Here is a 16,517-nt window from a genome sequence, read left to right as displayed (position 1 = left end):
GGATTTAGGAATGACCCGATTATTCGGAGGATTTTCCACCTATTTTTATGAAGCTTATGATAAGGCCTATCCATTAACTAAAGGATGGGAAGAACGTATATCCTATACCCAATTGTATCCGTTATTAGTGCACTCAATTTTATTTGGTAGTTACTATTTAGAAGAAGTTAAAAATATTTTAAGTGAATTTAAATAATAATTATTTCCTAAGAATTTACTTTTGAACCATCCAATTTATTTCTTTTGTAAACTAAACTGGAAACTATTATGCTTGCCTCATATAATAGGTATAAGGGACAGGAAGCAACAAGCATGGAGGGAATATCACCCGGAGTTATAAATCCTGCAAGAATTAAGATAACAACCAATGCGTGTCTGCGGTATTTTTTCAAAAATTTAGGTGTTAGTATACCAATGCTTGTCAAAATGTAAACGATGATAGGAAGAAGGAAAATTATTCCCATACCTAAAACTGTCTGTAATAAAATTCTTATATAGCTGGAAAGATCTATATTTACTTTAATTGTTTCGGAGATATTGAAAAAATAACCAAAATGCATGGTTAGCGGAGTCACAAAAAAATATCCGAAACAACAACCGATAATGAAAAGAAAATAGGTACTTAAATAAAATAGCAACGAATTTTTCTTCTCGTTAGGTTTTAATCCGGGAGAAATAAATTTCCACATTTCATAAATAACATATGGAAACACTAAAATAAATCCTCCCACCACAGAAACATAAAAGGCAGTATTTAGTTGTTCGAATATTTTACGAACTTGTATAGGAAATTCATCAGGCATTTCGAATACATCTGAAGAACTAAATAGCCGACCTATCGCATTCATCAACTTAAAGGTAATAAAATCTTTATGAATCGGACCAAAAATAATATGATCCATAACAAAATGAATTTTATATCCGACTAAGCATGCTCCCAAACATATAGCTACTAATGAACGTAAAATGTGTTTTCTTAATACGCCAACATGAGCTAGAAACGGCATGCTTGCATTATCATTTGCTTTCTTTTTAGCCATTCAGTTCTTTCAGTTAATAAAGATACTAATTTATTTAATTTTATTTAAAACCATTATCCAAAAGGGTATGCAGATCAATAATGCCGACATAATTTTCTCCATCTAACACTACTAACTGGCCAATTTGATTGTTCTTTAGCTGTTCAAAAGCATGACTGGCTAATTCATTTTTCTGAATGGTTTTAGGGCTTACCGACATTATATCTTTAGCGATGATTTGATTATAGTCTACATCTTTGGCTAAAGTTCTTCTTACATCTCCATCAGTAATAACTCCTCTCACTTTATTATGTTCGGTTACAACAGTAATTCCATAAGAGGAATATGTTAAAGAATTTATTATTTCTTTAAGATGAGCAGATTGTGGTATTTCCGGTCTTCGATCAGGCTTTACTAGCTGTTCGACTTTTAATAAAAGTTTTTTACCTAGAGCTCCTCCCGGATGATATTTGGCAAAATCTGAAGATTTGAAATTTTTAGCTTGAAGTAGGGCAACGGCCAAGGCATCTCCCAATGCTAGTTGAACAATAGTAGAAGTAGTAGGTGCCAGATTATTAGGATCTGCTTCTTTTTCAACATAGGTATCAAGAACCACGTTGGCGAGTTCTGCCAATAAGCAATTTTTGTTCGAAGTCATTGCTATTAAAACGGACGAATAATCTTTAAGAAAAGGGACAATTTCCTGAATCTCAGATGAGGTTCCACTGTTAGAAATGCAAATTATTACATCATTTTTATCTATAATTCCTAAATCACCATGTTTAGCTTCAGCCGCATGTAGAAATTGAGAGGGAGTACCGGTTGAATTAAAAGTTGCTACTAATTTATTAGCTATATGAGCACTTTTTCCAACGCCGCATAAAATCAGTTTACCTTTACAATCAAGTATATAGCGAACTGCTTTGATAAAATTATTGTCCAAACGGCTGTATAATGATTGTAATTCAGTTATCTCAAATAATATAGTATCTTTGCCTGCTTTTAGTATCTTTTGATCATCCAAAATAAATAATTTTTTTTTGTTTAAAAAATTTGTTGTATTTTTAATTTAATAAACAGCAAATTTAAAAAAAAACTAAAGTTTAAGAATGAAATCTTTGGAAAAAGACTTGCCTAAATTATTAAAAAAATATTTTGGTTTTAATTCATTTAAGGGGCCGCAAGAAGAAGTAATTACTAATTTGTTGGGCGGCAATGATGTATTTGTATTAATGCCTACAGGTGGAGGAAAGTCCTTATGTTACCAGTTACCTGCCTTATTATTGGAAGGAACTGCAATTGTAGTTTCTCCTTTAATAGCGTTAATGAAAAATCAAGTTGATGCTGTGAGAGGAATCTCATCTTGTGAAGGAATAGCACATGTGCTTAATTCCTCATTAAATAAAACTGAAATTAAAAAAGTAAAAGATGATATACTATCCGGTACGACAAAATTGCTTTATGTTGCGCCCGAATCTCTTACTAAAGAAGAATATATAGAATTTTTAAAAACTATAAAATTATCATTTTTTGCTATTGATGAAGCTCATTGTATTTCAGAATGGGGACATGATTTTAGACCTGAATATAGAAATTTAAGATATATAATTGAAAAAATCGGTAAAACGCCTATTATTGCCTTAACCGCTACGGCAACTCCTAAAGTACAAGATGATATTCAAAAAACCTTAGGAATGACAGGAGCTAAGATTTTCAAATCTTCTTTTAATAGGCCTAACCTATATTACGAAATAAGATCAAAAATCAATCCTGAAAAGCAGATTATAAAATATATTAAAGAAAATCCGGGTAAATCCGGTATAATTTATTGTTTGAGTAGGAAAAAGGTTGAAGAATTGGCTGAATTATTAAAGGTTAATGGCATAAACGCTTTACCTTACCATGCAGGGTTAGATAGCAAATCCAGAGCAGCTCATCAGGATAAATTTTTAATGGAAGAAACAGATGTGATATGTGCAACCATTGCCTTTGGAATGGGTATTGATAAGCCCGACGTACGTTTTGTTATTCATTATGATATTCCTAAAAGTTTAGAGAGTTATTATCAAGAAACGGGGCGTGCAGGTAGAGATGGTGGTGAAGGTTATTGCCTAGCATTTTATGATTATAAAGACATTGAAAAACTTGAAAAATTCCTTGCATCCAAACCCGTTTCAGAAAGAGAAGTCGGCTTACAATTGTTGCAAGAAGTGGTAGGCTATGCAGAAACCTCTATGTCCAGACGTAAATATTTACTTCATTATTTCGGTGAAGAATTTGATGAAAAAAACGGTTTAGGAGCTAAAATGGATGATAATTCCATGAATCCTAAAATTTTAGTAGATGTATCTGATGATATGAAGCAAATGCTTTCTGTCGTGGAAAAAACGAAAGAAAAATTAAAATTAAAAGATTTAGTGAATGTAGCCGTTGGAAAAGAATCAGCCATAACCAAATCGTATAAACTTAGCTTAGAAGATTATTTCGGATTTGGAAAAAATAAATCCGATAATTTTTGGAAATCTATTATACGCCAAGCTATTGTAAATAATTTTCTTTTAAAAGATATTGAAACTTATGGCATTCTTAAATTATCTTCTTTCGGTAAAGATTTTATAAAAAATCCTAAAGAGATTCAAATTGCAGAGGATATTGACTTTGAAAAAGAAATGGAAACATCAGTTGCTACGCCTATAGCCGCAGTAAGTAATGCATTAGATAAGAAGTTATTTGATGATTTAAAAGAAATACGAAAAAGAGTAGCGAAAAAGAATGCTATTCCTCCATTTGCAGTTTTTCAAGACCCTAGTTTGGAAGATATGGCCTTACACTATCCTACAACTATTTCAGAGTTATCTAACGTTTTTGGAGTAGGAGAGGGGAAAGCAAAAAAATTCGGAAAAGAATTTGTAGAATATATAGCCAAATATGTTGAAGAAAATGATATTGAAAGACCAAATGATTTAATAATAAAACAAGTAGCTAATAAATCATCTCATAAAGTTTTTATAATTCAAAGTACGGATAGGAAATTAGACTTTGAAGATATTGCCAAGGCAAAAGATTTAACAATAAATGATTTGCTAGGCGAAATGGAAAGTATTGTTTATCAGGGAACTAAATTAAATATTGGCTATTATGTTGATGAACTATTAGATGAAGAACAGCAAGAAGAAATAATTGATTTTTTAATGGAGTCTGATAGCGATAAAATGTCTGTTTTACTCGAGGAATTTGGTGATGATTATTCTGAAGATGAATTAAGAATCATGAGAATTAAATTTATAAGTGAAGTGGCAAACTAGCATCAATGAAAAAATTGTTACTAGTTTTTCTCTTCATTTCATATTTAAAAATACCAAATAATTTTTTATTTAGTTATTTAGTATTTTTTTGATATTAAATAATTTTAAAATAAACCGTGGATATTGGCCTCTACCTTGTCTATAATTATTCCTAAATCTTCCTTATTATCAACAAAGTCCATATTATCTACATCAATGATTAATAATTTTCCTTCCTTATAATTGGAAATCCATTCTTCATATTTTTCGTTCAATCGTAGAAGATATTCAATGCTTATGGACGTTTCGTACTCTCTACCTCTTTTTTGAATTTGATTAACTAATGTCGGAACGGATGCACGAAGATAGATAAGCAGATCCGGTGGTTGGATATAATCTTTCATTAAATTAAAAAGATTCAGATAATTATTATAATCTCTGGTTTGCATAAGTCCCATTTCATGAAGATTGGAAGCAAAAATATACACATCTTCGTATATGGTTCTGTCTTGAATTATATTTTTTTTATTTTCTCGAATTTCTTTTATTTGCTTAAATCGTGAACTTAAAAAATAGATTTGAAGGTTAAAAGACCATTTAGCCATATCATAATAAAAATCATCTAAATAGGGATTTTGATCTGCATCTTCAAATTGAGCAATCCAGTGATAATTATTAGCTAATAATTTGGTTAAAGTAGTTTTTCCTGCTCCTATATTTCCGGTGATGGCAATATGCATTATAAATAAATTTATTATTCTGTTTCTATTTTGTAAAGGTACATAACCTTAGATTTCCATAGAAATAAATATTTATTTAAAATATAATATTTTCCCCCGACCATCGGTAAACGTATTTGTATTGGGGCATTTTCAAAATCATAATAATATAGAAAATCTTTATTGATCCAATAAAAATTCTGTTCATTCCAACCGTAGATATCGAGATGCGGAATGTCATAAGTATACACATTTTTATTGTTTTGCTTAACTATTTTATAATTATTTGATTCATTAGAAAACTCTTTTGATTTTAAAAGTATAAATTTCGATTGTTTGGAACTATAGATATCTTTTTTTATATAATTTTCAAGTAATTCATGGGGTAATGCATTCGAAGAAATTATATCTTTTTGAACTCTATAATCATATTGAATAAAACTCTCAGATTTTAATTCATCAAAGTAGAGTAGGGACCTATTATTTTTTACATATATAAGTTCGGGGTTTATAATTTGATTTGAGAAAATTGATATTCTATCTTGAGTACTGATTAACTTATCATCGTAAAAATCAAGAATATTGTTGAATTTATCCAGAACAACCAAAAATAGGGGATTTACTATGAAAAGTTTTTTTAAAGAATCAAAATTTTGCAGAATATATTTATTGTTAGAATTCTTATCGTATTTTAATAAGGAGTTATCTTTTTGTGAAACAAAGTAAAAAGAGTTGAAAATATCTGCTTGATAAAAAGTGTATGAATCAGAAACATCCAGAGTAATACTGTCTGTTAAAACCAATTGTTGTCCGTAAACTATGGGCATGAAAGTAAATAAGGTAAATAATTTAATTAATCTATACATATAACCGTAAAAGTAATGAAATAAATTTAGTTAACTAAATTCAATTATTACATTGATATTTTTCCAATAATAAGGTATGAATAAAGGATCTTTGTTAATTTTTTATTTGATGAAAGCTTTTAGATCGTCTCAAATTAATAGTATCTGTGAAAGTATAAACTGTTTTTAATTTTTTAAATTTGCCATATTTAAAAAATTAAATGAAATACACAGAATACCATTTTCATATAAGCCCATTAGAACCATGGAGAGATATTTTATTAGCCTATCTCTCAGAATTACCCTTTGAAAGTTTTGTTGAAACTGAAACAGGATTTTTGACCTATATAAAAGTTGAAGAAGAAGAGGAACAATTAATTAAAGAGTTGCCAATAATGTCTTCATCAGATGTATCTATTACTTATGAAAAAAAATTATCTCCGGATATAAATTGGAATGAAGAGTGGGAAAAGAATTTTCCGCCTGTAATCATTGAAAATCAGATTTATTTATATGCAGATTTTCATCCTATCCGTAATGAATTTCCTTTTCCGATAAAAATAGAGCCGAAAATGTCTTTTGGAACCGGTCATCACGAAACGACATATAATATGCTTCATACCATGTTGTCCATGAATTTTGAAGGAAAAGAGGTGTTGGATATGGGAAGCGGAACTGGTGTATTGGCTATTTTTGCTAAAATGAGAGGTGCTCATTATGTCGAAGCTATTGATATTGATGAATGGTCTTATGGTAATGCTTTGGAAAACTCAAAAAAAAATGGGGTTGATATAGACATAAAATTAGGTGATGCTAATTTATTGGGAAATCATGCATTTGATATAATTTTAGCGAATATTAATAAAAATATTTTATTAAAAGATATGTCAAAATATGCCGAAAATTTACTTCCGAATGGACAATTACTAGTTAGTGGGATTTTTGAGCATGATTTTGATGACATTATTGCAGAATCATCTAAATATGGCTTAAAATTTGATCAAAAATTAAACAGAAACAATTGGATTTCAATTTTATTATATAAAGATGATATACAATAATCTACCCAAATGGAAAGAACAGGAAAGTGTTGATACAGTTGTTGAAGAAGCTGTTCCACATGTGATTGTTTTGCATAATGACGATCATAATACTTTCGATTATGTAATTGATTGTTTAATAGAAATATGTGAGCATACCTTGGAACAAGCTCAGCAATGTACATTCTTAGTACACTATAAAGGAAAATGTGAAGTGAAAAAAGGTTCTTTAGAAAAGCTCATACCTATAAACCGAGCTTTACTACAAAAAGGTCTTACTTCACAAATTGTATAAAGAATTTACTCTAAATAAATAAGTGTTCTAATATAACTCTTTACAATTAAATTATCATATTAAATAATTCTCTTTATATATATGATTTTTTATTGAAATTTATCCGTATATAGAAAAGGGAATTATATTTTTTTAATTACTCCATACTTTTAACATATTCTAGTTTTTTTAAAATTTAAATTTTTGAGAAAAAAGATAAATTTTACCATATAGCGTTAGTAAATAGAGTTCTAAAATCTTTTTAAATTAATTCTAATTAAAAAAGGAAATTAGTTAGGAATAGATCATTTTTTTAAGTAAATTAGTTGCTAGAAAAAATACGTTGATGAAAATATTAGTAGCCATTAGTAGCGTACCGGATACGACATCTAAAATAAATTTTACAAACGATAGTAAGGAATTCGATAAAAATGGAATTCAATATATAATAAATCCTCAAGATGAATATTGTTTAAGTAAAGCTTTGCACTTACAAGAAAAGCTTGGGGCAGAAATAACTATTATATCAGTAGGAGATGCTTCGGTAGAACCGGTAATGCGAAAAGCATTAGCTATTGGAGCCAATAATGCCATACGTATAAATGAGGAACCTAAGGATAGTGAATTAGTAGCTAAAGAAATAGCTTCTGTTGCAAAAGAGGGTGAATATGACTTAATTCTTTTAGGAAAAGAATCGATAGATTATAATGGGGGAGTAGTTCCCGGATTAGTGGCTGCTGAATTAAATTATCCTTTCGTAAATGCTGTTACAGGCTTGGAAATCGAAGGAAAAACAATTCAGGTTACTCGCGAAATAGATAATGGAAAAGAAACAATTTCCATAGAATTACCCGCTGTTTTAGCCGGGCAGGAGGGGGTTGTTCCGGAAAATCAATTAAAAATTCCTAATATTAGAGGCATTATGTCAGCGAAATCTAAACCATTCCAGGTAATTGAACCTAAATTTTCCGGAAATAAGGTTTCCATTATTGAATTTGAAAAACCTGCTTCAAGAGCTAATGTCGTTTTAATTGATAAAGATAACTTGGATGAATTAGTTCGTCTTCTTCATGAGGAAGCTAAAGTTATTTAAATATTTCTATTTACTAATTTTTAACCGATATTTAAAAAATGATTTACGTATATATAGAGAATTCTCAAGGAAAATTTAAAAAAGTTAGTTATGAAGTTATATCTTATGCAAAAAATTTAGCCGATTCATTAGGTGATTCTGTTACAGCAATCACTATTAATGCTGAGGATTCTTCAGAACTTTTATTTACATATGGAGCATCTAAAGTTTTAAATGTTAAAGATGAGTCTTTGAAGTCATTTAATCCAAGAACCTATGCTTCGGTAATTTCTAACTTAATAGATGGTAATTATATATTATTTTCTCATACTAATGAGAGTGTTTCTATAGCTCCTTACATAGTAAAAGAAAAATCGGCAGCTTATATAACTCAAACTATTTCAGCTCCTCTTTCAACTTCTCCTTTTAGAGTAAAAAGATCTGTTTTTTCAGGAAAAGGAATTGCTGTTGTAGAAACGGATCAATCAACTATAGTGCTTACCCTTTCCGTAAATTCTGTAGGTGCTAAAGAAAGTCCTGTTTCGGGTATAGAAGAAAAAATTGTTTTAAATACACCTATAGATTCTAATTATATTGTTAAAAATGAAGAAGTTAGCTCAGATAAACTAGATGTAAAAGAAGCTGAATTAGTTGTAGGTGCAGGAAGAGGTATGAAAGGTCCCGAAAATTGGGGAATTATTGAAGATTTAGCGAAAGTATTGGGTGCTGCAACGGCATGTTCAAAGCCAGTTGCCGATTTAGGTTGGAGGCCTCATTCTGAACATGTTGGTCAAACAGGTAAAATTATTTCTCCAAAATTATATATAGCCATTGGCATATCGGGGGCCATTCAGCATTTAGCAGGAGTTACTAAAAGTAAAACTATTGTTGTAATTAACAATGATCCTCAATCTCCTTTTTACAAATCTGCTAATTACGGAGTAGTTGGAGATTTATTTGAAATCGTTCCAGAATTGACAAAAAAATTAAAGGATTTTAAAGGATTGCATTGATTTAACTTAGTTTATTGTTCTGTAGAACTATTATTAATATATCTTGATATCTAATATTATTAAACTTAAGTTAGAATAAAAAAGATATTTGGTGAATTTATATGTTATAAAATGGATACAGTGTCCTTTACTTTATGAATTGTAATATTTTTATTTCTAACTTTTTCTTTGTAATAATTTTTATCTGCTATATATATTATTTTTTCCATATAACAAAAAACATTACCCAGTTTATTGGTTATGTGCAATTTCTTATTTAAAGTGATTTCATTATTTTTTTTAACAGATTCTTTAATTTGTTCTATTTCTTCTCTTTGGAATTCAAATATTGCTATTGCTTTTTGATTTATCGGCTTAATATATTCAGCTGAAACCGATTTATCCCAGATAATATATTCACTTCCTAATATATGTATAAGTTGTAGCATATATATGGGATCTGTTGCTGATAGGATACTACCTCCAAACATAGTACCTGCATAATTCCTATTTTTATAAGATAAGGGAATTTCTACAATTATTTTATATACATCTTCAGAGACATATTTGATATTTCCAGTTGTTCTTATATATAACGGTGAAATATTAAAAAAATATTTATATATAATTGATGGTTTAAAAACAATTGAAAGGAACTTGTTTATTTTCTTATACATCAGAATTAATGTCTTTAAATGTATAAAAATAAAGTTTAAAAATTAATAAACCAAATGGACTATAAGAATAAAAAACAATGAAAGGAAATTATTGAGGAAAATAAGGTTTTCCAACTTTTGGAATTGTAGTATTAGTTTTATTTTTTCTGGATTTATAAATTAAAATATTTTTATCGAAAATAGATAGGATTTGAAAATAATTATTGTGATCGTAATAAAATTTTAAATTGTGATTAAGATAGATATATAGTATAAAATCATTGATCTCATTTTTTTTAAGACCTAATTCTTCAAAGTAATTATCTCCAAAATATTCTCTTATATTTTTTATGTTATTGGATTGTTCTTCAAAAATTGATAGTCGCTCTTTTCGCTTAGCATCTCCGGAAATAAAGTCTAAAATTCCTTCAATACCAAATTTCATGGATGATACTTTTGCTAATTCAGAATCAATATCCGTACTTCCATCCAATTTTTGCGTAGGGTTTAAATTTCCTAATTTCTTTAATATTTTATTGGTTTTATTCATCATTGGAATTCTTTTTACATCCAATTCAATGCTTCCATATGTTTTAAAGGGACTGATATAAATATCTTCTAATTGCTTTTCTTTAATATCTAATTGGATTTTCATTTCCAGTTTGGTAAACATTTCTTGAGTAACTAAAACAGTTCTTTTTTCAATATTATAAGATTGAAACATTATAGGATCGCCGATTTGCGCAGGAATGGTAAAATTTCCGGTAATATCGGTTAAGATTGTATAATTAGTAGAAAGATTTTTTACATAAATACCCGAAACTGTTTCATAATGTTGATCTAATATATACACTTTACCTTTAATTTGTTTTCTATCTTGAGAAAATATTGTAATTGTAAATATTAGTAAAAAATAAGTATAGAAAAGTTTCATATATATATTTTACTTAACAAAAATACATTAAAATCAATAAATATTTAACACATATGAAAAAAATAATTGATTATATTGAGAAAAATTATAGTTTTATTTTTTTCCGGTTAAAAAGTTTTTATAATTTGTTGATAGGAGTTCTTTTATTGGGATAAATTGAAACCAACTGTTAGCTAGCAAAAATAAAATTAAAATTATTCCCGGTTTAGTGAATAAATTAATAAGATTATTAGAGAAATCAGGTAAATAATATACAACTATCACACTTATAATTCCTGTTAGAAAAATATAGATATTATCTTTAGAAAAGGGATGTATACCAAACTTTCGATAGTTGAATTCTAACTTAATTAAATTAAATAAGGTCAAAGATATTGCTGTGGCTAATGCTATTCCTTCAATACCCAATTTAAAATATGTGATAAAAATGATATTCGATATAATAGTAAATACGGCGAGAAATAACATAGCATAAATATTGAATCTGAAATATTTAGAATAGGAAATTATATTACTATTAAAACCTGTAGCTAAATCAAATAAGGTGGCTGCTCCTAGAATGTATATAATAATTTTTGCATCTGCCAATTCTTTACCATTTTTCATAAAAATAAATAAATAATCGATTCCTGCTAAGATACAAGCTAATAAGATAGTACCGAAAAGAAACAAAAATTTAGATACCTTTTTATAAAATTCATTTAATTCATCCAACTTATTATTTTCAAGTTTCTCTACTATAATAGGTCCCGAAATAGTAAATATTCCCATTAAAGGAACGGTAAGAAAACCTACAATAGAAGTTAATATTGAATAGATACCGTTTTGTTTAAAATCGAGTAGTTCAGGTATCATTAAATTATCAATTTGTAGTGCCAGCCTATTTCCGATACTTCCAAGAACTGAAAATAAACAGAAATTAAACATGTTTGATCGTAGGGTTTTATCTCGAAGAATGCTCAATGACCCGCTTTTTTTATCTTTATTCAGTTTTATGAAGTAATAAAACATTCCTACCATTGCTAAAGTAAAAAAAGAAGTAAATAAGTAGAGAGCTTTTTTTTGTGATATACCTAAATAAACACAAGAAATAAAAGCAGTTAAAGCTCCTAGCTTTGGAAAAAAATTTTCAAAAATTCCCGGTACAGTAATTCGTTTTAAATTCGATATATATTTAGATAAAAGCTGGGTTAATGCAAGCGATAAAGCTACCGGTATTATATATTGCTTCATATTCCAAGAATCGGAAACTTTAATGTTTGGAAATATTTGTGCAAATAGCCAATAAATAAATGTTATAAAAATAAAATTAATTAAAACAAATTGGATCGAAACCCAAAGAAAATCTAAATGTTGATTTTTAGTTTTTAATTTTTGATGATATTTTATATTCGCATAGCTAAGACCAAAGAGAACAAATGGACATATAATTTCTGCTGATGGTTGTATAAATCTAAGTTTACCTAGGAATTCCGGATTAGAAGGATATATGAATATTGTTGAAAATGTACCTAATAAAAAGCTAAGATAACTGATAATACTATATTTTATTCCTTGACGTGCTACAATGCCCATTTAATTTATGCTAAATACGTTTTCAATTTGTTCTTTTCGGTTTACTCTGATTTTTTCTGAGAAAAGTAATTTTATATAGTGACCTATTAATGTATTAAATAATAAGATAGAATTTTTTATAGATAATGTTTTACTATAATATTTAGGAATGCCCCAAACGTTTATCAGCGCTCTGGCATATGCTTTCCATAGATTATTATTCGGATTTAAAAATATACTATCTAACTTTATCATAGACAATTTTTGAATTTTTTTGAAATCTGTTGTTTTCTGTCTATCATGATTGGCTTTAGCATTTTTTAATATGCCTATTTTCTTTCCGTAATAAACGACGCGATTACAATAATTTTTATCCTCACCGTAATGTATAAAATACGGATTAAATAATCCCACCTTTTCAATACAATCTTTGCTTATTAACCAAAAAGCCGCATTAACAAAATCAGTTTCATAAATTTCGTCTGATATTTCTCTGCTTTTAGCTAGATATTCTTTAAAATTAAAATCAATAACAGAGAAATTATTCGTGTAATGTATAGGACTTACAATACCATAAGTTGGATTTTTTACGGAAAATTCAACCAATAATTGTAAGCAGCTTTTATCTACCCAAGCATCTTGATTAATTAAAAAGTAATAAGAGTATTTTTTTTCTTTATATAATTTTTTTAATAAAAAATTATTCGCTTTTCCAAATCCTAAATTACAATCGCTTTTGATTACAGAAACATTCGGATAAGATTTAATAATATTTAAAGTATTATCCGTCGAATTATTATCAATTATATAAATATCTGTAAGTATGCTAGATGCAAGTAAAGAATCCAAACATTTTTTTATCCATTTTTCACCATTATAGGTAACAATTATACTTACAATGTTGTACATTTACATGATATAAAAACTTATACAAATATATAAATAAAAAAATATTGAAAACCTTATGATAACAAGAGTTCAAGTTTTAAATTACATTATTAAAAATTATGACGTTGAAAATTATTTGGAAATTGGTGTAAATCGAGGAAAGTGCTTTTTTAATATAATAGGGGCAAAAAATAGATATGCTGTAGATCCTTATTTCAATTTTAGTTTTATAAAAAAAATTAGATATTTATATAAGAATCCGCATAATTTTAAAAATAAATTCTTTGAGATGACTAGCGATCAATTTTTTGAAGATCATCATACACTTCTCAAAAAAAATCCTATAAATCTTACGTTTATTGATGGATTGCATACTTATCAACAATCGCTTAAAGATACATTAAATGCTTTAAAATATTCCTCCGAAAAGGGTGTTATTATTTTACACGATTGCAATCCACTTGATAAAATAGCTGCTTATCCTGCTGCAAATATAGAAGAAGCTAGAATAAAATTATCCTCAGATAAAAATTGGAAAAATATTTGGAATGGAGATGTTTGGAAAACAATCGTTTTTTTAAGAAAAAACCATCCTGAGTTAACCGTTTCAGTTTTAGATACCGATCATGGCCTTGGAGTTGTTCAAAATAAACCTTCCAATGAGGTTTTACCTTCCGTTTTTAATTCTATTATTACTGAAGATATACCCAATTTGGATTATACTTTTTTAGACACCTATAGAAACGATCTTTTAAATCTTTGCTCAATTGATGATTTTTTAAAAAATTAAATATTTTACAATCAACAAATTTTAAAGATATCAATACTTAAATTTTTTCATGATTTGATTCCAACGAAATTTTTGTATAAATTTTATTTCTTGATCGTTTATAGCTCGTTCCTTTTTTAATTTTTCAAAAGAAAGAAAAGTTTTAAATGAAATAAAAAAATGGTATATTGATTTATCTTTCCATGAGGCTTTTGCGCAGGATATAAAAGCTAACCTCTTATTAAGACCGATATTATAAAAATATTCACCCAACTTTTTTGCTTTAGTAGACTTATATACATGCGCCGTTGGCTTTACATGTTTTACGCATAGATCATTAATAACTTTCACTTCCCAATGATGCATATGGGCTAATAAAATATCCAGATTATCCCATCCTAATGTCATCCGAATACCGCCAATGTCAATGAAACATTCTTTTCTATAAGTTTTTATAGGCCCTCTAACATGTTTTTTATTAGAAATATTTTCATAAACCCAATTATTCCCTTTTTTAATGTATACTAAACCACCAATAATACCTACATTTGGATTATTCTGTAATTCTTTGACAATAATTTCAAAATAGTTATCAGGAATAATAATATCTGCATCCAATTTAACTATACTGTCGTATTCTTTCCAAGAAAGAGAATTTAATCCTTCATAAAAAGTTTTTACTACTTTGGCTCCCGGTCTATGCTCTGATTTATTTACTAAATTAATGAGATGGAATGCTGGCTTATCTTTGATAAATTCTTCTATAATTTCTTTGGAATTATCTGTAGAAGAATCATTGACTAAAATCCACTTAATGTTTTTATAGGTTTGTTTATGAAATGAAATTAAGCACTCCAATATATGTTTAGATTCATTAAATACCGGGATAACAACTAAAATTTTCAAAGGAAGTAATTTAGGTCTAAATAATATATTACTTTACAATGTTTTTAAAACATATTTTTCAAGCCTATCCGCGATAGCTCTATCATTAGATAAACGCGGAAGCTTATTTTGTCCTCCTAGTTTACCTATTTCTTTCATATAATCGTTGAATCCATTTTTTTTAATCATAGAAACCTTTAAAGGTCTTAAAATCGCACCGGAAATAAGATCGTTATAATAAGTATTTCTTTTTCGTAAAGCATTATCAAGTATAAATTCAAATTCTGAAATGGAAACCGGTGGTTTTTCAAATTCTATAAACCATTCATGGTATGGTAGGCCTTCCAAAGGATTTACCTGAGGAGCCAGAGTAAATTCTTGAACAATACATCCGGTCGATTCCATCGTCTCTTTAATGGATTCTTCTACCTCGAAAGAAATTACATGTTCTCCAAAAGCAGAGGTAAAATGTTTTGTTCTACCTGTAACTATGATTTTATAAGGATTCTTACTAATAAAACGTACCGTGTCTCCTATTTCATAAGCCCATAATCCAGCATTAGTAGTAAGAATAATGGCGTAATCCGTATCTAGTTCTACTTGTTCTAAGGTAAGTCTTTTAGGATTGGATTTACCTAATTCTACGGTAGGAATAAACTCATAGAAAATTCCATGATTAAGCATCAGTAATAATCCATCACTATCTACATCTTCTTGAAAAGCAATAAAACCTTCAGAAGCAGGATATGTTTGTATGATATCAAGCTTTCTTCCAATTAATTCATAGATTTTCTCTTCATAAGGTTTATAACTGACCCCTCCGGTAACAAGTACTTGCAAGTTTGGAAATATATCACCTACAGATTTTCCTGATTTAACTATTAATTTCTCAAAATACATTACTAACCAAGGGGGAATACCACTAATTAAGGTCATATTTTGAGAAATTGTTTCTTCTACAATTTTATCTACTTTCGTCTCCCAATCTTCAATGCAATTAGTTTTCCAAGAAGGCATACGGTTATACTGAAGATATTTAGGTACGAAATGAGCTGATATTCCTGAAAGTCTCCCTGTCATAATACCATGGTTATTTTCCAAAACAGGGCTTCCTTGTAAAAATATCATTTTTCCATTTATAAAATTCGGATTCCTTTTCCTGTAAATATAATGCAGTAAAGCACTTTTTGCACCTTCAATATGAAAAGGCATTGATTCTTTTGAAATCGGAATGTATTTAGTACCCGATGTAGTGCCCGAGGTTTTAGCAAAATAAAGCGGCTTTTTAGGCCATAGAATGTTCGTATGGCCGGATTTAATTTTTTCAATATAGGGCTTTAAACTTTCATAATTTTGTACAGGCACCTGATTTTGAAAGTCGGAAATAGATTGTATTTGAGCAAATGAAAAATCATTGCCGAAATTTGTATGTTGTGATTCTCTGATAAGTTTTTGAAACCAATAATTTTGCACTTTTACAGGATTATTAATCCATTTATTTTCATTTTTTATATGCATGGATGCCCATCCTTGTGCAATTTTTTTCTTTAAAAACCCCATAGTAAATTGAATGAATTTTTCACTTA

Annotated in this window: 17 protein-coding genes; 7 read left to right on the top strand and 10 right to left on the bottom strand. The window is 28.4% G+C overall.

Annotated elements, in window-relative coordinates:
• Nucleotides 1–196 (top strand): fructosamine kinase family protein (locus tag M3Z80_RS05800; RefSeq protein ID WP_293918435.1); only part of this gene is annotated, 196 nt, incomplete at its 5' end.
• 10 nt (nt 197–206) lie between these two features.
• Here M3Z80_RS05800 and tatC read toward each other — a convergent pair.
• Together tatC and M3Z80_RS05790 are read right to left on the bottom strand one after the other, a co-directional pair.
• On the bottom strand, nt 207–1,040 hold the full coding sequence (gene tatC / locus M3Z80_RS05795; protein WP_293918434.1) for a twin-arginine translocase subunit TatC: 834 nt from the start codon (nt 1,038–1,040) through the stop codon (nt 207–209).
• A 40-nt stretch (nt 1,041–1,080) separates the two neighbouring features.
• Complete coding sequence (locus M3Z80_RS05790; RefSeq protein WP_293918432.1) at nt 1,081–2,043, bottom strand: KpsF/GutQ family sugar-phosphate isomerase; 963 nt, start codon at nt 2,041–2,043, stop codon at nt 1,081–1,083.
• 85 nt (nt 2,044–2,128) lie between these two features.
• Between M3Z80_RS05790 and recQ the strand changes: the two genes are divergently transcribed.
• Complete coding sequence (gene recQ, locus M3Z80_RS05785; protein ID WP_293918430.1) at nt 2,129–4,324, top strand: DNA helicase RecQ; 2,196 nt, start codon at nt 2,129–2,131, stop codon at nt 4,322–4,324.
• 104 nt (nt 4,325–4,428) lie between these two features.
• Here the strand turns inward: recQ and M3Z80_RS05780 are convergent, their stop codons facing one another.
• Nucleotides 4,429–5,043, bottom strand: a complete 615-nt coding sequence (locus tag M3Z80_RS05780; RefSeq protein ID WP_293918428.1) for a deoxynucleoside kinase — start codon at nt 5,041–5,043, stop codon at nt 4,429–4,431.
• A 14-nt stretch (nt 5,044–5,057) separates the two neighbouring features.
• Nucleotides 5,058–5,888 (bottom strand): hypothetical protein, encoded by an 831-nt coding sequence (locus M3Z80_RS05775; RefSeq protein WP_293918426.1) that lies wholly within the window; start codon nt 5,886–5,888, stop codon nt 5,058–5,060.
• A gap of 200 nt (nt 5,889–6,088) precedes the next feature.
• Between M3Z80_RS05775 and prmA the strand changes: the two genes are divergently transcribed.
• The 4 genes from prmA to M3Z80_RS05755 all read left to right on the top strand — a co-directional run bounded on the left by prmA (nt 6,089) and on the right by M3Z80_RS05755 (nt 9,266).
• On the top strand, nt 6,089–6,928 hold the full coding sequence (gene prmA, locus M3Z80_RS05770; protein ID WP_293918424.1) for a 50S ribosomal protein L11 methyltransferase: 840 nt from the start codon (nt 6,089–6,091) through the stop codon (nt 6,926–6,928).
• Nucleotides 6,915–7,202, top strand: coding sequence for an ATP-dependent Clp protease adaptor ClpS (locus M3Z80_RS05765; protein ID WP_293918422.1), 288 nt, complete (start codon nt 6,915–6,917; stop codon nt 7,200–7,202). Before prmA ends, M3Z80_RS05765 begins: the two co-directional genes overlap by 14 nt.
• A 325-nt stretch (nt 7,203–7,527) precedes the next feature.
• The gene (locus tag M3Z80_RS05760; protein WP_293918420.1) at nt 7,528–8,274 is read left to right on the top strand and encodes an electron transfer flavoprotein subunit beta/FixA family protein; all 747 of its coding nucleotides are present in this window, start codon (nt 7,528–7,530) and stop codon (nt 8,272–8,274) included.
• A 38-nt stretch (nt 8,275–8,312) separates the two neighbouring features.
• Nucleotides 8,313–9,266: an electron transfer flavoprotein subunit alpha/FixB family protein gene (locus tag M3Z80_RS05755; protein ID WP_293918418.1), complete on the top strand. Its 954-nt coding sequence runs from the start codon at nt 8,313–8,315 to the stop codon at nt 9,264–9,266.
• Between the two features lie 104 nt (nt 9,267–9,370).
• On the opposite strand, the gene M3Z80_RS05750 is transcribed toward M3Z80_RS05755, so the two are convergent.
• From M3Z80_RS05750 to M3Z80_RS05735, 4 genes are all read right to left on the bottom strand, one after another.
• Nucleotides 9,371–9,922 carry a DUF4442 domain-containing protein gene (locus tag M3Z80_RS05750; protein WP_293918416.1) on the bottom strand — a complete coding sequence of 184 codons (552 nt, stop codon included), beginning with the start codon at nt 9,920–9,922 and terminating at the stop codon, nt 9,371–9,373.
• A gap of 88 nt (nt 9,923–10,010) precedes the next feature.
• Nucleotides 10,011–10,835 (bottom strand): hypothetical protein, encoded by an 825-nt coding sequence (locus M3Z80_RS05745; RefSeq protein ID WP_293918414.1) that lies wholly within the window; start codon nt 10,833–10,835, stop codon nt 10,011–10,013.
• A 93-nt stretch (nt 10,836–10,928) separates the two neighbouring features.
• On the bottom strand, nt 10,929–12,410 hold the full coding sequence (locus tag M3Z80_RS05740) for a lipopolysaccharide biosynthesis protein (RefSeq protein ID WP_293918412.1): 1,482 nt from the start codon (nt 12,408–12,410) through the stop codon (nt 10,929–10,931).
• Nucleotides 12,411–13,298: a glycosyltransferase gene (locus M3Z80_RS05735; RefSeq protein ID WP_293918410.1), complete on the bottom strand. Its 888-nt coding sequence runs from the start codon at nt 13,296–13,298 to the stop codon at nt 12,411–12,413. It abuts the gene before it with no gap.
• A gap of 55 nt (nt 13,299–13,353) precedes the next feature.
• On the opposite strand from M3Z80_RS05735, the gene M3Z80_RS05730 reads away from it, so the two are divergent.
• Nucleotides 13,354–14,067, top strand: coding sequence for a class I SAM-dependent methyltransferase (locus M3Z80_RS05730; protein ID WP_293918408.1), 714 nt, complete (start codon nt 13,354–13,356; stop codon nt 14,065–14,067).
• Nucleotides 14,068–14,097: 30 nt separating this feature from the next.
• On the opposite strand, the gene M3Z80_RS05725 is transcribed toward M3Z80_RS05730, so the two are convergent.
• Both M3Z80_RS05725 and M3Z80_RS05720 read right to left on the bottom strand, forming a co-directional pair.
• Nucleotides 14,098–14,952, bottom strand: coding sequence for a glycosyltransferase family 2 protein (locus M3Z80_RS05725; RefSeq protein ID WP_293918406.1), 855 nt, complete (start codon nt 14,950–14,952; stop codon nt 14,098–14,100).
• A 33-nt stretch (nt 14,953–14,985) separates the two neighbouring features.
• A complete protein-coding gene (locus tag M3Z80_RS05720) occupies nt 14,986–16,491 on the bottom strand; it encodes a GH3 auxin-responsive promoter family protein (protein WP_459251442.1) in 1,506 nt (501 codons plus the stop codon).
• Between the last annotated feature and the right edge of the window lie 26 nt (nt 16,492–16,517).

Source organism: Apibacter sp. (assembly GCF_025291155.1).
GTDB lineage: Bacteria > Bacteroidota > Bacteroidia > Flavobacteriales > Weeksellaceae > Apibacter.
Note: the sequence above shows the minus strand (reverse complement) of the source record. Positions and strands in the feature narration are given on the sequence as shown.

What these genes read in the sequence shown, in the direction of transcription:
- M3Z80_RS05730 (WP_293918408.1), top strand. Translation starts at nt 13,354, where the DNA reads ATGATAACAAGAGTTCAAGTTTTAAATTACATTATTAAAAATTATGAC.
- recQ (WP_293918430.1), top strand. Translation starts at nt 2,129, where the DNA reads ATGAAATCTTTGGAAAAAGACTTGCCTAAATTATTAAAAAAATATTTT.
- prmA (WP_293918424.1), top strand. Translation starts at nt 6,089, where the DNA reads ATGAAATACACAGAATACCATTTTCATATAAGCCCATTAGAACCATGG.
- tatC (WP_293918434.1), bottom strand. Translation starts at nt 1,040, where the DNA reads ATGGCTAAAAAGAAAGCAAATGATAATGCAAGCATGCCGTTTCTAGCT.
- M3Z80_RS05740 (WP_293918412.1), bottom strand. Translation starts at nt 12,410, where the DNA reads ATGGGCATTGTAGCACGTCAAGGAATAAAATATAGTATTATCAGTTAT.
- M3Z80_RS05780 (WP_293918428.1), bottom strand. Translation starts at nt 5,043, where the DNA reads ATGCATATTGCCATCACCGGAAATATAGGAGCAGGAAAAACTACTTTA.
- M3Z80_RS05775 (WP_293918426.1), bottom strand. Translation starts at nt 5,888, where the DNA reads ATGTATAGATTAATTAAATTATTTACCTTATTTACTTTCATGCCCATA.
- M3Z80_RS05735 (WP_293918410.1), bottom strand. Translation starts at nt 13,298, where the DNA reads ATGTACAACATTGTAAGTATAATTGTTACCTATAATGGTGAAAAATGG.
- M3Z80_RS05765 (WP_293918422.1), top strand. Translation starts at nt 6,915, where the DNA reads ATGATATACAATAATCTACCCAAATGGAAAGAACAGGAAAGTGTTGAT.
- M3Z80_RS05745 (WP_293918414.1), bottom strand. Translation starts at nt 10,835, where the DNA reads ATGAAACTTTTCTATACTTATTTTTTACTAATATTTACAATTACAATA.
- M3Z80_RS05760 (WP_293918420.1), top strand. Translation starts at nt 7,528, where the DNA reads ATGAAAATATTAGTAGCCATTAGTAGCGTACCGGATACGACATCTAAA.
- M3Z80_RS05750 (WP_293918416.1), bottom strand. Translation starts at nt 9,922, where the DNA reads ATGTATAAGAAAATAAACAAGTTCCTTTCAATTGTTTTTAAACCATCA.
- M3Z80_RS05755 (WP_293918418.1), top strand. Translation starts at nt 8,313, where the DNA reads ATGATTTACGTATATATAGAGAATTCTCAAGGAAAATTTAAAAAAGTT.
- M3Z80_RS05720 (WP_459251442.1), bottom strand. Translation starts at nt 16,491, where the DNA reads ATGGGGTTTTTAAAGAAAAAAATTGCACAAGGATGGGCATCCATGCAT.